Genomic DNA, 17,690 nt, shown 5'->3' with positions numbered 1-17,690 from the left:
TATGACAAATAAAATCACACAGCTTTTTAATATACAATATCCAATTATTCAAGGTGGAATGATTTGGGTTTCTGGTTGGAAGCTAGCTTCTGCAGTTTCAAATGCAGGAGGTTTAGGTTTAATTGGTGCTGGTTCTATGTACCCAGAAGTCTTAAGAGAACATATTCAGAAATGTAAAAAAGCAACAGATAAACCTTTTGGGGTTAACGTTCCTATGCTGTATCCTCAAATAGAGGAAATCTTGAATATTATTATAGAAGAAGGTGTAAAAATTGTATTTATTTCTGCAGGTAATCCAAAAACATGGACTGCACATTTAAAATCTAAAGGCATAACTGTAGTTCATGTTGTAAGTTCTGTAAAGTTTGCTTTAAAAGCACAAGCAGCAGGTGTAGATGCTGTTGTTTGTGAAGGTTTTGAGGCTGGAGGTCATAATGGACGTGAAGAAACTACCACTTTTACTTTAATACCTATGGTTAAAGAACAAGTTAAAATACCTGTAATTGCTGCAGGAGGAATTGGTTCTGGTAAAGGAATGTTAGCAGCTATGGTTTTAGGAGCAGATGCTGTGCAAATAGGGAGTAGGTTTGCAGCTACTAAAGAATCCTCTGCACACAACAACTTTAAAGATACCATTGTAAACGTTAAAGATGGTGATACACATTTAACTTTAAAGGAATTGGCTCCTGTTCGTTTGGTAAAAAATAAATTTTATCAAGAAGTACAAGAACTATATCTGCAAAAACCAACTATTGAAGATTTGAAAGAATTATTAGGCAGAGCAAGAGCAAAAAAAGGGATGTTTGAGGGAGATTTAGAAAATGGAGAGCTAGAAATCGGTCAAATTGCAGGTCTAATACATAATATTTTACCGGCTAAAAAGGTTTTAGAAGATATTATTAGTGATTTTGAACAAGCAAAAGCTAATATAGTTAGGCTTTAACATGATTTTTAAAAGAATATGCTTCTTATAGGCTATTCTAAAATAAATGGCAGTATCTTTGTGACTCAAATAAACGTTGTTAGGAATAAATTTAACAACACATAATTTTTTTATAATGAATAAAGGTACCGTAAAATTTTTCAACGAATCTAAAGGATTTGGATTTATCACTGAAGAAGGATCAAACAAAGAACATTTTGTACACGTGTCAGGATTAATTGACGAAATTCGTGAAAACGACGAAGTTGAATTCGAATTACAAGATGGAAGAAAAGGATTAAACGCAGTAAACGTAAAAGTATTATAATATATTTATTACTAGTTAAATTTTTATCTAAAAGCCTCGCTATTTGCGAGGCTTTTTTTATGTAATAAAATAGTGTGTTTATTTTTTTATAAATTTACAGTATGCTAGATGGAAGAAAAAGACGAAATATAACAGTTGGAGCTTATGTAGAAATTGTTCAAAAACCAAATCAAAGGTCAGGAAAAATTACATCTGGAATTGTTGCAAAAATTCTTACAAAATCAATTCAACACTCACATGGAATTAAAGTTCAATTAGAAACAGGTATTGTAGGTAGAGTAAAAAATATAATAATATAGTTTACTATTTTACAGGAATTTTTATTGTGTATTCTTTTCTACTTTTGTTATTTAAATGATTTTCTCTTAACCAAGGGTTATTTTTTTTTAATTCTTTATAATTTAACCCAAATCCTTTAGCAAAAGAAGCAATATTTGTAATAGCAGTATCCACTTTTACTTCTTTCGTTTTTTCTGAGGTATATAAATCGCTTTCTTCAAAAATAAATCCATATTTTTTTGGGTTAGAAATCACTTCTTTTAACGCTAATATTCTAAAGACATATCGTTCTGTTTCATCGGGCAGCAAGGCGTCGTAGTAAGAGGTAACTTGCTGGGTGTCCAACCTTTTAGAAATACCATAATTACCTGCATTGTAAGCTGCTGCTGCTAGAGTCCAAGAACCCAATCTTTCTTTAGATTTTTTTAAGTACTCAGCCGCTACTTTTGTAGATTTTTCTATATGGTAGCGTTCATCGACATTTTTATTAATTTCTAATCCATATTCTTTACCAGTAGTTTTCATAAAATGCCACATACCAGCTGCTCCAGCAGAAGACGTTTCGTCAATAAAACCACTTTCTGCCAATGCTAAATATTTAAAATCATCTGGGAGACCATATTTTTTTAGCAAAGGTTCTAAAATAGGAAAGTATTTGTTAGCTCTTTTTAGTAGCAATAATCCATTAGATTGCCAATATGTATTTACTAACAATTCTCTATCCATTCTTTCTCTAACATCTGTAATTTCAATAGGTACTTTTTCTCCTGCTAAATTTAAGTTTAAAGGAAGTTCTAGTGCTTTAACTTTGTAGTTTTTATGAGTATTAGTAATTGATTGTACTTCATTTTCATGAGTACCATAAAAAAAAATCATTAAAATTGTTAAACAAGCTAGTATGTATAAAAAGGGTAGTATTTTTTTCATTTTAATTAATAAATTTAGCTTAAAAATACTAAAATAAAATCCTATAAAGAAAAGAAAACACCTTCAATTATTTTTAAAATTTCTTTTGCTTTTAAAATTATCATAGAGTGATTTGCTCCTTCAATAATAATGCAGTTTTTTATATTTTTAATAGGAAAGATTTCATCTTTACTTCCATGTATATGAAGTATATCACGAATCACATTTTCTTGTTGCCAATTAATCACATTTTCTAAAGACCATTTTAGATATGTTTCATTTCTAACTGATAAATATTTTTTGTACAACTTTGCTTTCTTTTCTAATGTTTTTCCTATAAAAAACTTGCTATAATCATCAAAGTTGGTGATAATTTTTGTTGGAAATAACTTGTAAATCCTGCTTTTACTCGCAATTGTAAACGAAGTAGGTAATTCTGAGGTAGATTTTACACTAGAAATAATTATAATTTTTTGTGTGGTAATTAATTTACTAATCTCTTGTATAATAATACCTCCAAAAGATACACCTATTAAAACTGGGTTTTTATGCTTTATGTTTTTTGATAATCGTAAAGCATAACTTTGAATACTTTCCTCTACATCTATAGGGTCTATCCATGTGAGATAATGACAGTTAAACCTATTGCTATTTAAATATAAGTTATCAAAAATTTCAGGTCCAGCAGCTAAACCAGGCATAAAATAGATATTAATTTTGCCTTTGTTCATTTTTCCTAACGATTTACTTTTTTATTTAAAATTAAAACGAACCAGACCGTCTTCATCTATTTCTGTTAAAGTAATTGAATGTAGCGTGTTTTTTAATTTAGGGTTCCAAGGTGTTTTAACTTTTACATAATTTTCTGTAAACCCTTGAATGTATCCTTCCTTATTTTCATTTTCAAACAAAACAGTACTTGTATTTCCAAGTTGTGATTCGTAAAAAGCTCTGCGTTTTTTTGCAGATAAGCCCCTTAACATTTTACTACGTTTTGCTCTTATTTTCTTAGGCACAACATCTTTAAAATCTACAGCTTCAGTATTTGGTCTTTCAGAGTAAGTAAAAACATGTAAATATGAAACGTCTAAATCATTTAAATAATTGTAAGTTTCTAGAAATAATTCATCTGTTTCACCAGGGAAACCTACTATTACATCTACACCAATACAAGCATTTGGCATTACTTTTTTAATTCTATGAACTCTATTTGTATAAGTATTTTTTAGATACCTACGCTTCATTTTTTTCAATAGTTCATCACTTCCAGATTGTAAAGGAATATGAAAATGAGGAACAAAAGAATTTGATTTAGAGACAAAATCGATTGTTTCGTCTTTTAATAAATTGGGTTCTATAGAAGATATTCTTAAACGATGAATACCTTTTACCTGATCTAATTCTTTCACCAAATCTAAAAAAGTATGTTCATGTTTTTTGTTGCCAAATTCACCTTTACCATAATCACCAATATTAACTCCAGTTAATACAATTTCTTTAATGCCTTTAGATGATATTTCCTTAGCATTTTCTATAACATTTTGTAATTTATCACTTCTAGAGATACCTCTAGCTAAAGGTATAGTGCAATAGGTACATTTGTAATCACAGCCATCCTGTACTTTCAGAAAAGCACGAGTTCTGTCTCCAATTGAATAAGACCCTACATAAAAATCGACATCTACAATTTCGCAAGAATGTACTTCACCTAAATCATTTTTACTTAAATCATTTAAATAACTAGTTACTTTAAACTTTTCAGTTGCTCCTAAAACCAAATCTACACCATCTACAGCAGCCAATTCTTCTGGTTTTAATTGTGCATAACAACCAACAGCTATTAAAAAAGCACTTTCATTTTTCTTTAATGCGTTTTTTACAATAGATTTAAAGCGTTTATCTGCATTGTCTGTTACAGAACAAGTATTTATTACATATATATCTGCAGCTTGTTCAAAGGGAACTTTTTCATATCCTTCATTTACAAAGTTTCTTGCAATTGTTGAGGTTTCAGAAAAATTTAATTTACACCCTAAAGTATAAAAAGCGACTTTTTTATCTGACATCATTCCATTACTTTTATCGAGCGCAAATTTACAAATTTAATTATGATAGTAGCTCATTTAAAACCACCATACTATGCTGTAATATTTACAACAATTAAAGCAGATAATACAAGTGGTTACGACCAAACAGCATTGCGAATGGGGTCTTTAGCCAAAAAACAAGATGGTTTTTTAGGAATAGAGTCTGCTAGGGCTGATTTAGGTATTACAGTTTCTTATTGGCAAAGTTTAGCTGATATTCAGAAATGGAGAGAAAATATAGAACATACAGAAGCAAGAATATTAGGTAAAGAAAAGTGGTATGCACAATATCAACTCAGAATTTGTAAAGTAGAGCATGAATATGGTTTTAAGAAGTAGTTTATTTACAATTGTATATTCATTTACCAATGTATACGAGCCTGTACAGGGAAATGATCTGAATACTTTTTATCAAATACTGTAAATTTATTAACGTTAGCATCTTTATCGGTAAGAATAAAGTCAATTCTTAACGGAAACCAGTAATTAAAAGTTTTTCCAAAACCTTTGCCCGCTTCTAAAAAAGCATCTTTTTTACTGTCAAGAATTTTTTTATACACCCAAGAATACGCTGTGTTATTAAAGTCTCCTGAAATAATTTTTTTTCCTTTCCATTTAATTTCATGATTTAAAAAAGCAGTAGTTTGTTCTGCCTGAATTTTAAACCCATCTCTTAATCTTGCAATTAATTTCTCAGAATTTTCTTGGCCAAAGTTTTTGGCGTTGGTATTTAATTCTAAAGATTGTAGGTGTAAGTTGTAAACTCTTATTGTATCTTTTTCTTTTAGTATATCAGCAAAAATTATGTTGTTAGCTGTATTTTTTAGTTCTAAAGATCCTTTACTGATTATTTTAAATTTAGAATAAATGGCCAACCCTATTTTAGATTTTTTGTTTTTTATTTTGATATACTTATAAGGATAATTAAAGTCAGGATCCTCTAAGCCATGAAATTCTTGAAAAAGCAGAACATCTGGATTTTTTTCTTCTATAAATGTTTTTATTTTATTGGGAATATTTTCATCTGGAATCCATCTCCAATGATTAAACATTCTAACATTATAGGTCATTATTTTTAAATCGTTGTTATTTGAAGTGTTTTTTTCTTCAAATTTATAAAGTGGAGATATTATAAAATAACCAATACATAAAGCAAGACTTGATAATAAAAATTGTTTTTTTAACTGTAAAATCCAATATCCAATAAACAATAAGTTTAACAGTAGTAGAACTGGCTCTAGCAAGCTAAATATTGCAAAGCTTGGAACTATTTTTGGTGATACCCAAGGTAAAAGATAGGAGAGGAGTAGACTTATTGCTAGTAAACAGTTTACAAGGTAAAGTAGTTTGTTAGTAAATGATAACCTTTTCAATGAGCTGCTTTTAATTTTTTCCTTGTTTAAATAAAAACTCTTTTTCTGATTTTGTTAGTGTGTCGTAACCAGATTTACTTATTTTATCTAAAATTACATCTATTTGTTTTTGTGTTAAGTCTGTATTTGAAGTAGTTTTTCTCTTCTTATTTGAGTTATAGACTGTTTTTAGTGGTTTTTTATCTCTTTTTAATATATTTCTAAAATATTTCGAAAGATTACTTTTTTTAGTTTTTGGTTTACTATTAAATAAAAAACCAAATAATGCGCCACCTAGATGTGCAAAATGACCTCCTGAATTATTGCCAATTAATCCTAATAGGTCTAAACCAATCCATATAGCAGCCAGGTAAGAAAGTTTTACAAATCCAATAAAACGTAATTTTATCTGATAGTTTGGAATGTAGGTAGCAATACCAATAAAAATGGCAGATATTCCAGCTGATGCACCAACAAGGGTAGCTGTTTTTCCATTAAATAAAGGAAAATAATTTTGACTGAATACAAATAGAATACCACCAAAAAATGTTCCTAAAAAATAAAAATTAAGTAATTGTTTATGAGTAAAATATTCTAAAAATAGGTTGCCAATGTAGTAAAATACAATTAAGTTCATTAAAATGTGAATGAAATCCGCATGTAAAAAACCGTAACTAATTAAAGACCATGGTTTTATGAGTAGTGAATTTGTATCTCCATTTAAAGAAAACCATTCTATAATAAAATTGTATTCGTTTATATACAAACCTTGGAATACTCTTGTAAGCAGTGTACTAAAAAAAATAAAACAATTAATATAGATTAATTTTTCTACAATATTCCCATTCCTAAAACGATTTTTTATCCTGTCTAGAAGAGTCATATTATATAGTGTATTTAAACTGATTATTTTTCCAATAATAAGCTATAATAAAACCAATTAATGCTCCTCCTACGTGTGCAAAATGAGCAATATTTCCAACTGAGTATTTGGTCATTCCAAAGAACAAGTCACCTATAATCATTATTGGAATAAAATATTTTGCAGCTATTGGAACAGGAAAGAATAATAGCGCTAATTTTGCATCTTTAAAGTACAATCCAAAAGCAACTAAAACACCATATACAGCTCCAGAAGCACCTACTGCAGGAGTGTTATACAATGAGGTTATTTTATTAAATTCTTCTTGGGTTACAGCATTAATAACTCTTGGATCATTAGTAGAACCAGATTTTAAAATCGAACTTATTTCTAGATTACTTAAACCAGCATTTGTAAATAAATCAAATAGACTACTAAACTGACAGTAATTTACTAGACTATAAATAAGACCAGCCCCAAGCCCAGCTGAAAAGTAGAAAAACAAAAACTTTTTTTCCCCCCACATTTGTTCTAAAGGAGTTCCAAAAGCCCATAGTCCATACATATTAAATAATATATGGGCAAAACTTCCATGCATAAATAAATGGGTAAAGTATTGCCAAAATCCGAAGTTTTCATTTTTTGGAAAATGTAAGGCTAATACGTTTGTAAAGTCTAATTGTAATAATTGCGGAGCAATAAAAACAATAACGTTTATAATAATTAAGTGTTTTATGGCATCTGTAAGTTTATTCATTTTTAACGTGTAAATAAATGATCTATCTCATTTAAAGTTAATGTTTTAAAGGTAGATTTTCCAAAAGGAGAAATATTAGGTTCTTTACAAGAAAACAAATTATTTACTAAACTTTCTTGTTCTTTTTCAGTCAATTGTGTACCTGTTTTAATACATAATGTTTTTGCAAATGACTTTGCCATTATGTCAAAATGACTAAAACTAGCATCTGGTACCTCTAAATTTATGTCATTTAAAAGCTCCTCTAGAATTATTGTAATTTTACTCTCAGTTACAGAAATTGGAATTCCTTTTATGGTAACACTATCTTTTGTAAATGTGTCAAAAGAAAATCCTGCATTTTCTAAATCAGATTTTAATGTATAAATCATTTCTATTTCTGCTGATGAAAAGCTTATTTTCACAGGGAATAATAATTGTTGACTATTAGCTTCTTTAACTGTAATACTTTCTAAAAACTCTTCATACAAAATACGTTGATGTGCTAAGGACTGGTGTATTAACACAACACCAGATTTTATTAAGCTCATTACGTATTTACGCTGAATTTGAAATGTTTTTTGAGTTTTAACTTCTTGCTGATCTGCAAATAATTCATCTTGTTTTTGCTCATCTGCAATAGTTGCAGAAGTATATAAAGTCTTCCAATTTTTGGGTTTTTGTTCTTTCTGATAGGGATAATTAACTTCTTTCTGTTTTATTTCATTAAAAGGGTTAAAATCTGGATCAACTGTAATTTTTGGAGTACTACTTTTTAAAGTTCTTTTATTTTGATGATAAGATGTATCTAAATTAGCATCTCTATTAAAATCTAGCACAGGAGCTACACTATATTGTCCTAAACTATGTTTTACAGTTGCTCTTAACATGGCATATAATGCCTTTTCATTATCGAATTTTATTTCGGTTTTTGTAGGATGAATATTTATGTCAATGGTATTTGCTGGAACTTTTAAATACAAAAAGTAAGATGGATGTGAGCCTTGTTCTAACAAACCATCAAATGCACTTACAACAGCATGATTTAAGTAAGAGCTTTTTATAAAACGGTTATTCACAAAAAAAAATTGCTCACCTCTTTTGCGTTTAGAGAATTCAGGTTTTGCAACAAATCCCTCTATATTTAAGATATCTGTTTGTTCTTCTATAGGAACTAATTTCTCGTTCATCTTAGCACCAAAAAGAGCAACAATTCTTTGTCTTAAGTTAGTGCTTCTTAAATGATACACTTCACTATTATTATGGTTTAGTAAAAAAGAGATGTTTGGGTGAGCTAAAGAAACACGTTGAAATTCGTCGATGATATGTCTTGTTTCTACAGTCTCTGATTTTAAGAAATTTCTTCTTGCAGGAATGTTATAAAATAAATTTTTAACTGCAATACTAGCTCCTTTTCCTGTAGCTGTAAACTCTTGAGAAATTAAAGTACTTCCCTCAATTTTAATCCAAGTTCCTAGTTCCTCACCTTCTGGTTTAGTTTTTAGTTCTACGTGTGCAATCGCAGCTATAGAAGCTAGTGCCTCACCTCTAAATCCTTTTGTATTTAAATTAAATAAATCTTCGGCTTTTTCAATTTTTGAAGTTGCATGTCTTTCAAAACACATTCTGGCATCTGTAGTACTCATGCCTTTTCCATCGTCAATAACCTGAATTAAAGTTTTACCTGCATCTTTTAGTAACAGTTTTATATTGGTTGCGCCTGCATCAATAGCATTTTCCAATAATTCTTTAACAACAGAAGCGGGTCTCTGTACAACTTCTCCAGCTGCAATTTGATTGGCTACGTGATCGGGCAAAAGCTGAATTATATCTGACATTATTATAAAAAAATTGATAAATCAAAATCGATAACATACAAAAAAACAAATAGTAGTATCAGTATTATATAAATAATTGTTTTGTTGGTAACTTTATCTGAGGTCTTTAGGTCGTTTACAGCATCAGAAAACTTAGATTTCAATCCTTTACTCTTACCTGTAGTAGTCCTAAATTTATCAAGTTTATGCTCAATTTTATAAGGGCTTCCTTCACCTTTATAATAACGAGGTTGATAATCAAATTTCTTATTTGTTTTTTTAAAAAATCCCATAATATCAAGTAAAGATAGTACTTTAAAGAAAGGTTGAGTAATTACTTTTTAACCAAATCAAATTTAAAGAAATTAAAGGAATGCATCAAATAAAGAAGTTAAAAGTATTCTTAAAAAAAATAAAGATTAATTTTAGTGTGCTTAAAACCTTAAAAAGTAGTGAAAGAAATTTTATAAATAAATAGTTTCTATTTTTTAAAGTGTAATAACTAAAAGCCAATATGCTCAGATGCCCTATCAATGTTTTTAAGCGCTGCCATTTTTATAGCAGCTACAGCACATTCAATTCCTTTATTACCTAATTTACCTCCAGATCTGTCTAAAGATTGTTGTTTTGTGTTGTCTGTTAATACACAAAATATGACAGGTACATCATATTTTACGTTTAAATCAATAATTCCCTGAGTAACACCTTCGCAAACAAAGTCGAAATGTTTGGTTTCCCCCTGTATAACATTTCCAATAGCTATAATGGCGTCTAGTTTTTCACTTTGAATCATTTTCTTACAACCATATACTAATTCAAAACTACCAGGAACATCCCAGCTAATAATATTATTAGTTGTTGTGCCACAGTCTAGGAGAGTATCTATCGCCCCTTTTTTTAAATTCTGTGTAATTTCAGGATTCCATTCTGAAACAACAATCCCAAATCGAAGAGATTTCGCATTTGGGATTACTGTTTTATCGTAATAAGATAAGTTAGTTGTAGCCATTTTAAGTTCTTTTTATAGATAGTACATTTATATTTTTTGACCTACAATTACAATCTAACAACTAATCTTTTGCATATTTTGCTGCATTAATGAATTTATCTATATCTCTGCCTTGTTCAGATTTAGAGTATTTTTCTTTAATTATAGAAAACATTGCTACAGCTTTGTCGAATTCATTTAACAACAATGCAGTTTGCCCTCCTTTAAACAAAAAAAGAGGAGTTGTAAAATCGTTACTTTCTACATTTGCAGCTTTTTCATAATAGTCTAATGCATCATTTTGTTGATCTATGTCAGAGAAGGCATCACCAATTGCGCCCAAAGCAACAGCATTTAAAATAGCATTATCAGAATTAAATTTTCCTAAAAATTCTATTCCTTTATCATATTCTTTCATTTGTAAATATGATATGCCTGCATAGTAATTTGCTAAATTTCCTGCGCTTGTTCCATTATAGGCCTCAGCTATATCTAAAAAACCATAATTACCATCGGCTCCTTCTAACCCTAAATTTAATAAAGAATCTATACCAGATCCAGCTGTTGCAGCCTCATCAAAATATTTTCTTGGAAAAGCCAATTCATTAGAAGCTTCTAGTTCGTTTGGTGTAACAACATATTTATTGTACCCTAAAAATACTAGAAAAAATACGACTATAGCTATTAGACTACCAAATAAAACTTTACTATTCTTTTCAATCCATTGTTCAGATTTAGAAGCAGTTTCGTCTAAAGTATTAAATACTTCTGCAGTTGTACTGTCCATTTCTTCTACTTGCTGTTCTGCTTTTTTACCTTCTGGTTTATATTTCTTCTTGTATGTTGCCATATTTACTTAAAAATTAGTGGCGACAAAAATAGTTTTTTTAATTGGATTTTAAAAGCGGTTAATTCCCAAAAATTTCAATAATTTGCAGACGTTTTTTAATTTAAAAAATTTGTTATGTATTTACAGCAGCTCTCATTGGTGAATTTTAAGAACATAAGTTCTCAATCTTTTGATTTTCAAGAGAAAATAAACTGCTTTGTAGGAAACAATGGTGTTGGCAAAACAAATGTACTTGATGCTATTTATTACTTGTCGTTTACAAAAAGTTATTTTAATGCAGTAGCAATACAAAACATAAAGCATCATGAGCCTTTTTTTATGATTGAGGGAAATTACCTTTTAAATAATAGAAATGAAACACTAGTATGTAGTCTTAAAAAAGGCCAAAAAAAAATCTTAAAAAGAAATGACAAAATGTATGATCGTTTTTCTGATCATATTGGGCAATTTCCACTTGTTATCATTTCGCCTGCAGATAGAGATTTAGTGACTGAGGGAAGTGATTTTAGAAGAAAGTTTATAGATGGAGTAATTTCTCAGCAAAATAAAAATTATTTAAAAGATTTAATAAGTTACAATAAGGTAGTAACGCAACGTAATTCTTTATTAAAATATTTTGCTGCTAACAGGACTTTTGATGCTGTAAATTTAAATATTTATGATGATCAGCTTGCAGAGTATGGAACTAGAATTTATGAGGTTAGAAAGGATTTTTTAAATACATTTATTCCAATATTCAACGAAAAATATAAAATAATATCTGGTGACAATGAGGTTGTTTATTTAAATTATAAAAGTCAATTACATGACTTTACAATGAAAGATCTTTTGGTAAAATCATTAGAAAAAGATCGTTTATTACAGTATAGTACAGCCGGAATCCATAAGGATGATTTAAATTTTGAAATTAGTGAATACCCAATAAAAAAATTTGGTTCTCAAGGACAACAAAAATCTTTTTTAATAGCGCTAAAGTTTGCTCAATTTGAATTTATAAAACAACAAGCGGGAATAACACCAATTTTATTGCTAGATGATATTTTTGATAAATTGGATGAAAGTAGAGTAGCCCATATTATTGATCTAGTAAATAATGACAAATTTGGACAAATTTTTATTACTGATACTCATGCAGAGCGTACTGAACGAATTTTAAAGCAAGGTGATAAAAAGTATCAGTTATTTAAACTTTAAAATTTAGAGAATGGCTAAAAGAGAAAATGATTCTTTTTCAATAGAAGATTTAATGCAATTATTTATTAAAGAAAACAACTTAAGTAAAGGAATGCAAAAAATTAAAGTAGCTGAAACTTGGGCAAAGATGATGGGGCCTGGAATTTCTAATCATACTTCTTCTGTTAAATTACAAAATAGAACGTTAATAGTGCAATTAACTTCATCTGTATTACGTGAGGAGTTGAGTTATGGCAAAGAAAAAATTATTAAAATGATGAATGAAGAATTAGGGAATGAATTAATTTCTAAATTGATGTTGGTATAAAAAAAGACCTGCATTAAAATACAGGCCTTCAAATACATTTTTATAAAGTAATTTAAAACATTTCTCTACCAGAAAAATGAAAATTACTTTCAATTGTTGCATTTTCATCAGAGTCAGAACCATGTACTGCATTTTCGCCCATAGAAGTTGCATACAATTTTCTAATTGTTCCTTCTGCTGCATCAGCTGGGTTTGTAGCCCCAATTAAAGTTCTAAAGTCATTAACTGCATTATCTTTCTCTAACACTGCTGCAATTATTGGTCCACGTGTCATGAATTCTACTAGTTCTCCAAAAAAAGGACGCTCATTATGCACTGCATAAAATGATTCTGCGTCTGCTTTAGTCATTTGAGTTTTCTTTAACGCTACGATTCTGAAACCTGCTGCATTAATTTTTTCTAAGATAGCTCCTGTATGTCCGTTTTCTACAGCATCAGGCTTAAGCATTGTAAATGTTCTGTTTGTTGCCATTTTATTTTATAAAATTTTTGCAAAAGTACGGCTTTTATTGGTATTCACAAGTTAATATGTTTGTTTCATTTTTTGCTGAAGTTTATTGTTTTTTCCTCTCATCTCTAGGGTAATGTTTTTCTCATTAAAATTAAAATATAAAACCCCAAAACTAATTTCATGCACTACCTCTTGTTTTCTGTACTGATTAGGTTCTCCGCTGAATTTTGAGTAAGAATGTGTAAGTCCACTTGAAGTAAAATCCGTTAAAAAATACGGTAAATCATTTACTGTAGTTTGTGAGAATTCAGAAATATGTCTATCACCAGAAAGTAAAAGTACTCCTTTTGCTTTAGAGTTGAGAATTGTATTTTTTAATTGATCTACTTCATGAGGGAAGTTTCCCCAAGTTTCAAAACCATGTTCTGAAGAAAGCACTTGAATGCTGCTAACAATAATGTTAAATTCTGCTGAAGAGTTTTTCAACTCATTTTTTAACCACGTCCACTGTTTTTGTCCTAAAAGTGTCCCCTCTCCGTATGCATTTGGTACATACCTTTTTTTACCTTCTGCCTTTTTAAGAGGTGTCCTAAAATAACGCGTATCTAATAGTATAATTTTAATATCTCCTTTTTGGGTTTTTATAAGTTCTGAATGGTATATGCCTTCTTTATTTCTTCTTGGACTATCTTTAGCAACTCCTAAAAAATTTAAAAATAACTCTTGTGCTTGTTTTTTTTTAGGGAATTCAGTTCCACCATCATTAACTCCATAATCATGATCATCCCAGGTTGCTAAAATAGGTGTGTTTTTTCTTAACACTTTATAACCTTCTTGATTAATTTGAGTGTCATAGTCTTCTTTCATCTTATTCATGTCTTCTGTGTCTGAATAAATAATATCTCCACCCCACACCCATAAATCAGGGTTGTTTTTACTAATTTCTTTCCAAAGTATATTTTTTTTATTTTGTTTATTGCAAGAACCAAATGCAATAGTATAATCACTTTCAATAGTTTTTTTTGTGTTTTGTTTTTCTATTTTAGTAGCGCAATGGAAAAAATTTAAGGTTATAATTCCAACAAGTAAATAATTTCTCATAAATTATAGTTAAATAAGTAGTTTTTTTTTCAAATGTACTTAAAAAAAAGCTTCAATCAATATTATTAAATTGTATCTTCGTTGCCTATGATTTTAAAAGGATTTAATGATTTAAGCGCTTTTTTAGAAACTCCTAAAAACGTAGTTATTGTAGGGCACAGAAATCCTGATGGAGATGCTATTGGCGCTTCATTAGCACTAAAACATTACCTAACTAAAAAAGGACATCATGCTACTGTTGTAATGCCAAATGACTACCCAGACTTTCTTCAATGGTTGCCTGGATCTGAAAATACTTTTCGTTTTGATTGGCAAAATAGCCAATCACAAAAGGCCATACAGAAATCAGAAATTATATTTCTTTTAGATTTTAACACACTGCACAGAGTAGGCTCTGATATGCAAAATACCTTAGAGAAATATCAGAATGATTTTGTTATGATAGATCACCATCAACAGCCAGATGATGTTAAGTTTATGTATTCTGATGTTAACGTTTGCTCTACCTCACAAATGATTTACCAATATATAGAAATGAATAATGATTTATCACTTATTGATAAAGATATTGCTACTTGCTTATATACAGGTATCATGACAGATACAGGTTCTTTTAGATTTCGTTCTACTACAAGTAAAACACACAGAATTATTGCAGATTTAATAGATAAAGGAGCTCAAAATGATAGAATACATAACAATGTTTATGATTCTAATTCATATAATAGACTTCTATTGTTAGGGCAAGCTTTAAGCAATTTACAGATTTTGCCAGAGTATAAAACTGCTTTTATCACCTTGACTGATGAAGAAAAAAAACGTTTTGATTTTCAAAAAGGCGATACAGAAGGTGTTGTAAATTATGCATTGTCCTTAAAAGGAATTATTTTTGCAGCAATTTTTATTGAAGATAAAGAACAAAGTATCGTAAAGATATCGTTTAGATCTAAAGGTACCTTCTCTGTAAATAAATTTTCAAGAAATCATTATAATGGAGGTGGACATGATAATGCTGCAGGAGGTAGATCTGAATCTACTATGCAAGAAACTGTAGATAATTTTTGTTCATTATTAAAAGACTATAAAACAGAGCTTGAAGTTTCTTATGAAATATAACTTATTGTTAATTTTTTTATTTTTAATAACGATTTCTTGCTCAAAAAGAAAAGTAAGAAGACCTATACAACCAAAGCCATCAACTACTGTTTATGCAGATGCTTTAAAAAAGAGTAAATTAATCAATAAGAAAAATGATGAAAAGATTGTAGCTCTTGTGAAAAATGATTCATTAAACACCTATATTCAATCTACAGAAGGTTTTTGGTATACATACAATCATAAAATTAATAGTGAATTGCCTTTTCCAAAAATAGCTGATGAAGTAATTATATCGTATTCAATTAAAAATTTAAATGACTCTATTATTTATAGTAAAAAGGATTTAGGTATTAAGAGTTATCTCGTTGATAAAGAAAATTTTATTACTGGTTTGCAAAAGGGAATAAAGCTCATGAAAGAGGGTGAAACCGTAACCTTTATAATACCTCCATATAATGCCTATGGTATATCAGGAGATCAAAATAAAATTAAACCTAATCAATCCATTAAAAGTACAGTAACATTAATTAAATTAAACAAAAAGTAATGAAAACAATTAAAAATTTAGCAATGGCCACAAGTTTCTTAGCAATAGTATCTTGTAATAATGAAAACGTTAGCGTGACTTCTCTAGAAACAGAATTAGATTCTGCTAGTTATGCGTTAGGAATGGATATGGCATTAAAAGTTAAATCAAATTTTACTGATGCAAAAACGTCAGCCTTTATTCAGGGGTACAAAAACGTAATCGATTCTACTAATATGTTAATGAAAGAAGATGATATTGCAGGTTTTTTAAGAACTTTTTTCCAAAAGCAACAAATGCAACAAGCCGAGAAAGACGCTAAAAAGAAGTTTGCAGCTGTAAAAGAAGCAGGAGAAAAGTTTTTAGCAGAAAATAAAACAAAAGAAGGAGTAACTACAACAGAAAGTGGTTTACAGTTTACTATTTTAAAAGAAGGAAATGGAGCAGCTATAAAACCAGATAGCAAAATAAAGTTACACTATCACGGAACCACAATAGATGGAGAAGTTTTTGATAGTAGTGTAGATAGAAATGAACCATATGAATCTAGAGCTAATATTTTTATACCTGGTTTTAATGAAGGCTTAGCTATGATGCATGTTGGTGATAAATATAAGTTTTTTATACCTCAAGAATTAGCATATGGTGTTCAACAAAGAGGAGAATTAATTAAGCCTTATTCAGCATTAATTTTTGAAGTAGAAATTTTGGAGTTATTAGAAGAATAAATGAGATTTATAGTTTATTTTATATTAATATCCTTTTTATTTTACAATTGTACTTCTGCAAAATATAAAGATTTACAAGACGGTCTTTATGCAGAAGTACAAACAAATAAAGGAGATATCTTTTTAAAACTTTATGAGGAAGATGTACCAATGACTGTTGCTAACTTTGTTGCTCTATCAGAAGGAACGAACAATAGGGTTACAGATTCTATTATTGGAAATAAGTTTTATGATGGTATTCGCTTTCATAGAGTTGTAGATAATTTTATCATACAAGGAGGAGATCCAACAGAAACAGGGAGAGGTGCTGCCGGATATCGATTTGGAGATGAGTTTACTAAGAATAAAGAAGGAGACTTATTATACAAACACGATGATGCAGGAATGTTATCCATGGCAAATGGAGGACCAAACTCTAATGGAAGTCAGTTTTTTATTACTCATAGGGCTATTCCTCATTTAGATGGAAAACATACTGTTTTTGGTAAAACAATTCTGAATGCTAAACAGTTTAAACTTTTAAAGAAGAACATTAAAGATTCTTTACTTTTTAAAAAAGCAAAAGATTCTCTTAGAATGTTAGTTGTAAATAAAATTCAAAAATTAGATACAATACATCACATTAAAATAATTAGAATTGGTGAAAAAGCCAATTCATTTGATGAAGGAGCTATTTTTGATTCAGAACTAGCAAAATTTACAAAGACTGAGAAAGATCGTCTTCAAGAAGAAAAAGATTTGGAAATAGCTAGGTATTCTACTTATTTAACCAATAAATCTATTTTTCATGAAAAAATGGGGGTGCAAAAAGCAACCAAAACTGAATCGGGTTTACAAATATTAAAACTAAAACAAAACTCCTCTGGAAAAAAAGTTGTAGACTTTAAACCAATAAAAGCTCACTTTACACTCTACACTGCAGATGGTAAAAAAATTCAAAGTACGGAAGAGAGTGGGCAACCTTTTATTTTTCAACTAAATGATACTAAGAAGCCTATGATTACAGGTTTTAAAGAAGGAGTTAAAAATTTAAGAGAAGGAGAGAAAGTTAGACTTTTTATTCCTTATTACATTGGTTTTGGTGCAGCTAAATATGGGCCATTTCCAGCAAAATCTGATTTAGTTTTTGAGGTTGAAATATTAAAAATAGGCGTATAA

At 29.3% G+C, this 17,690-nt stretch carries 22 protein-coding genes; 10 read left to right on the top strand and 12 right to left on the bottom strand.

The window, feature by feature from the left end:
* The first annotated feature begins 1 nt into the window (after nt 1).
* The 3 genes from Q0L44_RS07995 to Q0L44_RS07985 all read left to right on the top strand — a co-directional run bounded on the left by Q0L44_RS07995 (nt 2) and on the right by Q0L44_RS07985 (nt 1,549).
* Nucleotides 2-943 carry a nitronate monooxygenase gene (locus tag Q0L44_RS07995; protein WP_296637344.1) on the top strand — a complete coding sequence of 314 codons (942 nt, stop codon included), beginning with the start codon at nt 2-4 and terminating at the stop codon, nt 941-943.
* A gap of 115 nt (nt 944-1,058) precedes the next feature.
* Nucleotides 1,059-1,250, top strand: a complete 192-nt coding sequence (locus Q0L44_RS07990; RefSeq protein ID WP_296637342.1) for a cold shock domain-containing protein — start codon at nt 1,059-1,061, stop codon at nt 1,248-1,250.
* Nucleotides 1,251-1,351: 101 nt separating this feature from the next.
* Complete coding sequence (locus tag Q0L44_RS07985) at nt 1,352-1,549, top strand: YwbE family protein (protein WP_296637341.1); 198 nt, start codon at nt 1,352-1,354, stop codon at nt 1,547-1,549.
* Nucleotides 1,550-1,553: 4 nt separating this feature from the next.
* Here the strand turns inward: Q0L44_RS07985 and Q0L44_RS07980 are convergent, their stop codons facing one another.
* From Q0L44_RS07980 to mtaB, 3 genes are read right to left on the bottom strand one after another with little or no spacing between them, the layout of a single operon-like run.
* On the bottom strand, nt 1,554-2,456 hold the full coding sequence (locus Q0L44_RS07980) for a lytic transglycosylase domain-containing protein (protein ID WP_296637339.1): 903 nt from the start codon (nt 2,454-2,456) through the stop codon (nt 1,554-1,556).
* Between the two features lie 41 nt (nt 2,457-2,497).
* The gene (locus Q0L44_RS07975; RefSeq protein ID WP_296637338.1) at nt 2,498-3,166 is read right to left on the bottom strand and encodes an alpha/beta hydrolase; all 669 of its coding nucleotides are present in this window, start codon (nt 3,164-3,166) and stop codon (nt 2,498-2,500) included.
* 21 nt (nt 3,167-3,187) lie between these two features.
* Complete coding sequence (gene mtaB, locus Q0L44_RS07970; protein WP_296637336.1) at nt 3,188-4,504, bottom strand: tRNA (N(6)-L-threonylcarbamoyladenosine(37)-C(2))-methylthiotransferase MtaB; 1,317 nt, start codon at nt 4,502-4,504, stop codon at nt 3,188-3,190.
* A 39-nt stretch (nt 4,505-4,543) separates the two neighbouring features.
* Here mtaB and Q0L44_RS07965 point away from each other — a divergent pair, with 39 nt between their 5' ends.
* The gene (locus Q0L44_RS07965; RefSeq protein ID WP_296637335.1) at nt 4,544-4,861 is read left to right on the top strand and encodes an antibiotic biosynthesis monooxygenase; all 318 of its coding nucleotides are present in this window, start codon (nt 4,544-4,546) and stop codon (nt 4,859-4,861) included.
* A 23-nt stretch (nt 4,862-4,884) separates the two neighbouring features.
* On the opposite strand, the gene Q0L44_RS07960 is transcribed toward Q0L44_RS07965, so the two are convergent.
* The 7 genes from Q0L44_RS07960 to Q0L44_RS07930 form a co-directional block, all read right to left on the bottom strand.
* Nucleotides 4,885-5,895 carry an endonuclease/exonuclease/phosphatase family protein gene (locus tag Q0L44_RS07960; RefSeq protein WP_296637334.1) on the bottom strand — a complete coding sequence of 337 codons (1,011 nt, stop codon included), beginning with the start codon at nt 5,893-5,895 and terminating at the stop codon, nt 4,885-4,887.
* Nucleotides 5,896-5,905: 10 nt separating this feature from the next.
* Nucleotides 5,906-6,757, bottom strand: a complete 852-nt coding sequence (locus Q0L44_RS07955) for a rhomboid family intramembrane serine protease (protein ID WP_296637332.1) — start codon at nt 6,755-6,757, stop codon at nt 5,906-5,908.
* A gap of 1 nt (nt 6,758) precedes the next feature.
* Nucleotides 6,759-7,493, bottom strand: coding sequence for a rhomboid family intramembrane serine protease (locus tag Q0L44_RS07950; RefSeq protein ID WP_296637330.1), 735 nt, complete (start codon nt 7,491-7,493; stop codon nt 6,759-6,761).
* Between the two features lie 2 nt (nt 7,494-7,495).
* Complete coding sequence (gene mutL, locus Q0L44_RS07945; RefSeq protein ID WP_296637328.1) at nt 7,496-9,310, bottom strand: DNA mismatch repair endonuclease MutL; 1,815 nt, start codon at nt 9,308-9,310, stop codon at nt 7,496-7,498.
* Nucleotides 9,311-9,312: 2 nt separating this feature from the next.
* A complete protein-coding gene (locus tag Q0L44_RS07940; protein WP_296637327.1) occupies nt 9,313-9,582 on the bottom strand; it encodes a riboflavin synthase subunit beta in 270 nt (89 codons plus the stop codon).
* Between the two features lie 209 nt (nt 9,583-9,791).
* Nucleotides 9,792-10,298, bottom strand: a complete 507-nt coding sequence (ribH, locus tag Q0L44_RS07935; protein WP_296637325.1) for a 6,7-dimethyl-8-ribityllumazine synthase — start codon at nt 10,296-10,298, stop codon at nt 9,792-9,794.
* A 61-nt stretch (nt 10,299-10,359) separates the two neighbouring features.
* Nucleotides 10,360-11,127 (bottom strand): hypothetical protein, encoded by a 768-nt coding sequence (locus Q0L44_RS07930; RefSeq protein ID WP_296637324.1) that lies wholly within the window; start codon nt 11,125-11,127, stop codon nt 10,360-10,362.
* A gap of 114 nt (nt 11,128-11,241) precedes the next feature.
* Here Q0L44_RS07930 and recF point away from each other — a divergent pair, with 114 nt between their 5' ends.
* Nucleotides 11,242-12,321 (top strand): DNA replication and repair protein RecF, encoded by a 1,080-nt coding sequence (gene recF, locus Q0L44_RS07925; protein ID WP_296637322.1) that lies wholly within the window; start codon nt 11,242-11,244, stop codon nt 12,319-12,321.
* 10 nt (nt 12,322-12,331) lie between these two features.
* Nucleotides 12,332-12,628, top strand: coding sequence for a DUF721 domain-containing protein (locus Q0L44_RS07920; RefSeq protein ID WP_296637320.1), 297 nt, complete (start codon nt 12,332-12,334; stop codon nt 12,626-12,628).
* Between the two features lie 52 nt (nt 12,629-12,680).
* Here the strand turns inward: Q0L44_RS07920 and Q0L44_RS07915 are convergent, their stop codons facing one another.
* Together Q0L44_RS07915 and Q0L44_RS07910 are read right to left on the bottom strand one after the other, a co-directional pair.
* Nucleotides 12,681-13,100 (bottom strand): nucleoside-diphosphate kinase, encoded by a 420-nt coding sequence (locus Q0L44_RS07915; RefSeq protein WP_296637319.1) that lies wholly within the window; start codon nt 13,098-13,100, stop codon nt 12,681-12,683.
* Nucleotides 13,101-13,151: 51 nt separating this feature from the next.
* Entirely contained in the window at nt 13,152-14,180 is a 1,029-nt protein-coding gene (locus tag Q0L44_RS07910; protein ID WP_296637316.1) for an alkaline phosphatase D family protein, read from the bottom strand.
* Nucleotides 14,181-14,267: 87 nt separating this feature from the next.
* Between Q0L44_RS07910 and Q0L44_RS07905 the strand changes: the two genes are divergently transcribed.
* Genes Q0L44_RS07905 through Q0L44_RS07890 form a run of 4 tightly spaced genes read left to right on the top strand, consistent with a single transcriptional unit; the run spans nt 14,268 to nt 17,690 of the window.
* Nucleotides 14,268-15,296, top strand: coding sequence for a bifunctional oligoribonuclease/PAP phosphatase NrnA (locus tag Q0L44_RS07905; protein WP_296637314.1), 1,029 nt, complete (start codon nt 14,268-14,270; stop codon nt 15,294-15,296).
* Nucleotides 15,286-15,825: a gliding motility-associated peptidyl-prolyl isomerase GldI gene (gene gldI, locus Q0L44_RS07900; protein WP_296637312.1), complete on the top strand. Its 540-nt coding sequence runs from the start codon at nt 15,286-15,288 to the stop codon at nt 15,823-15,825. Before Q0L44_RS07905 ends, gldI begins: the two co-directional genes overlap by 11 nt.
* Nucleotides 15,825-16,532, top strand: coding sequence for an FKBP-type peptidyl-prolyl cis-trans isomerase (locus tag Q0L44_RS07895; protein WP_296637310.1), 708 nt, complete (start codon nt 15,825-15,827; stop codon nt 16,530-16,532). Before gldI ends, Q0L44_RS07895 begins: the two co-directional genes overlap by 1 nt.
* A complete protein-coding gene (locus Q0L44_RS07890; RefSeq protein ID WP_296637308.1) occupies nt 16,533-17,690 on the top strand; it encodes a peptidylprolyl isomerase in 1,158 nt (385 codons plus the stop codon).

The sequence above is a fragment of the Polaribacter sp. genome, assembly GCF_024639685.1.
Taxonomy (GTDB): Bacteria; Bacteroidota; Bacteroidia; order Flavobacteriales; family Flavobacteriaceae; genus Polaribacter.
Note: the sequence above shows the minus strand (reverse complement) of the source record. Positions and strands in the feature narration are given on the sequence as shown.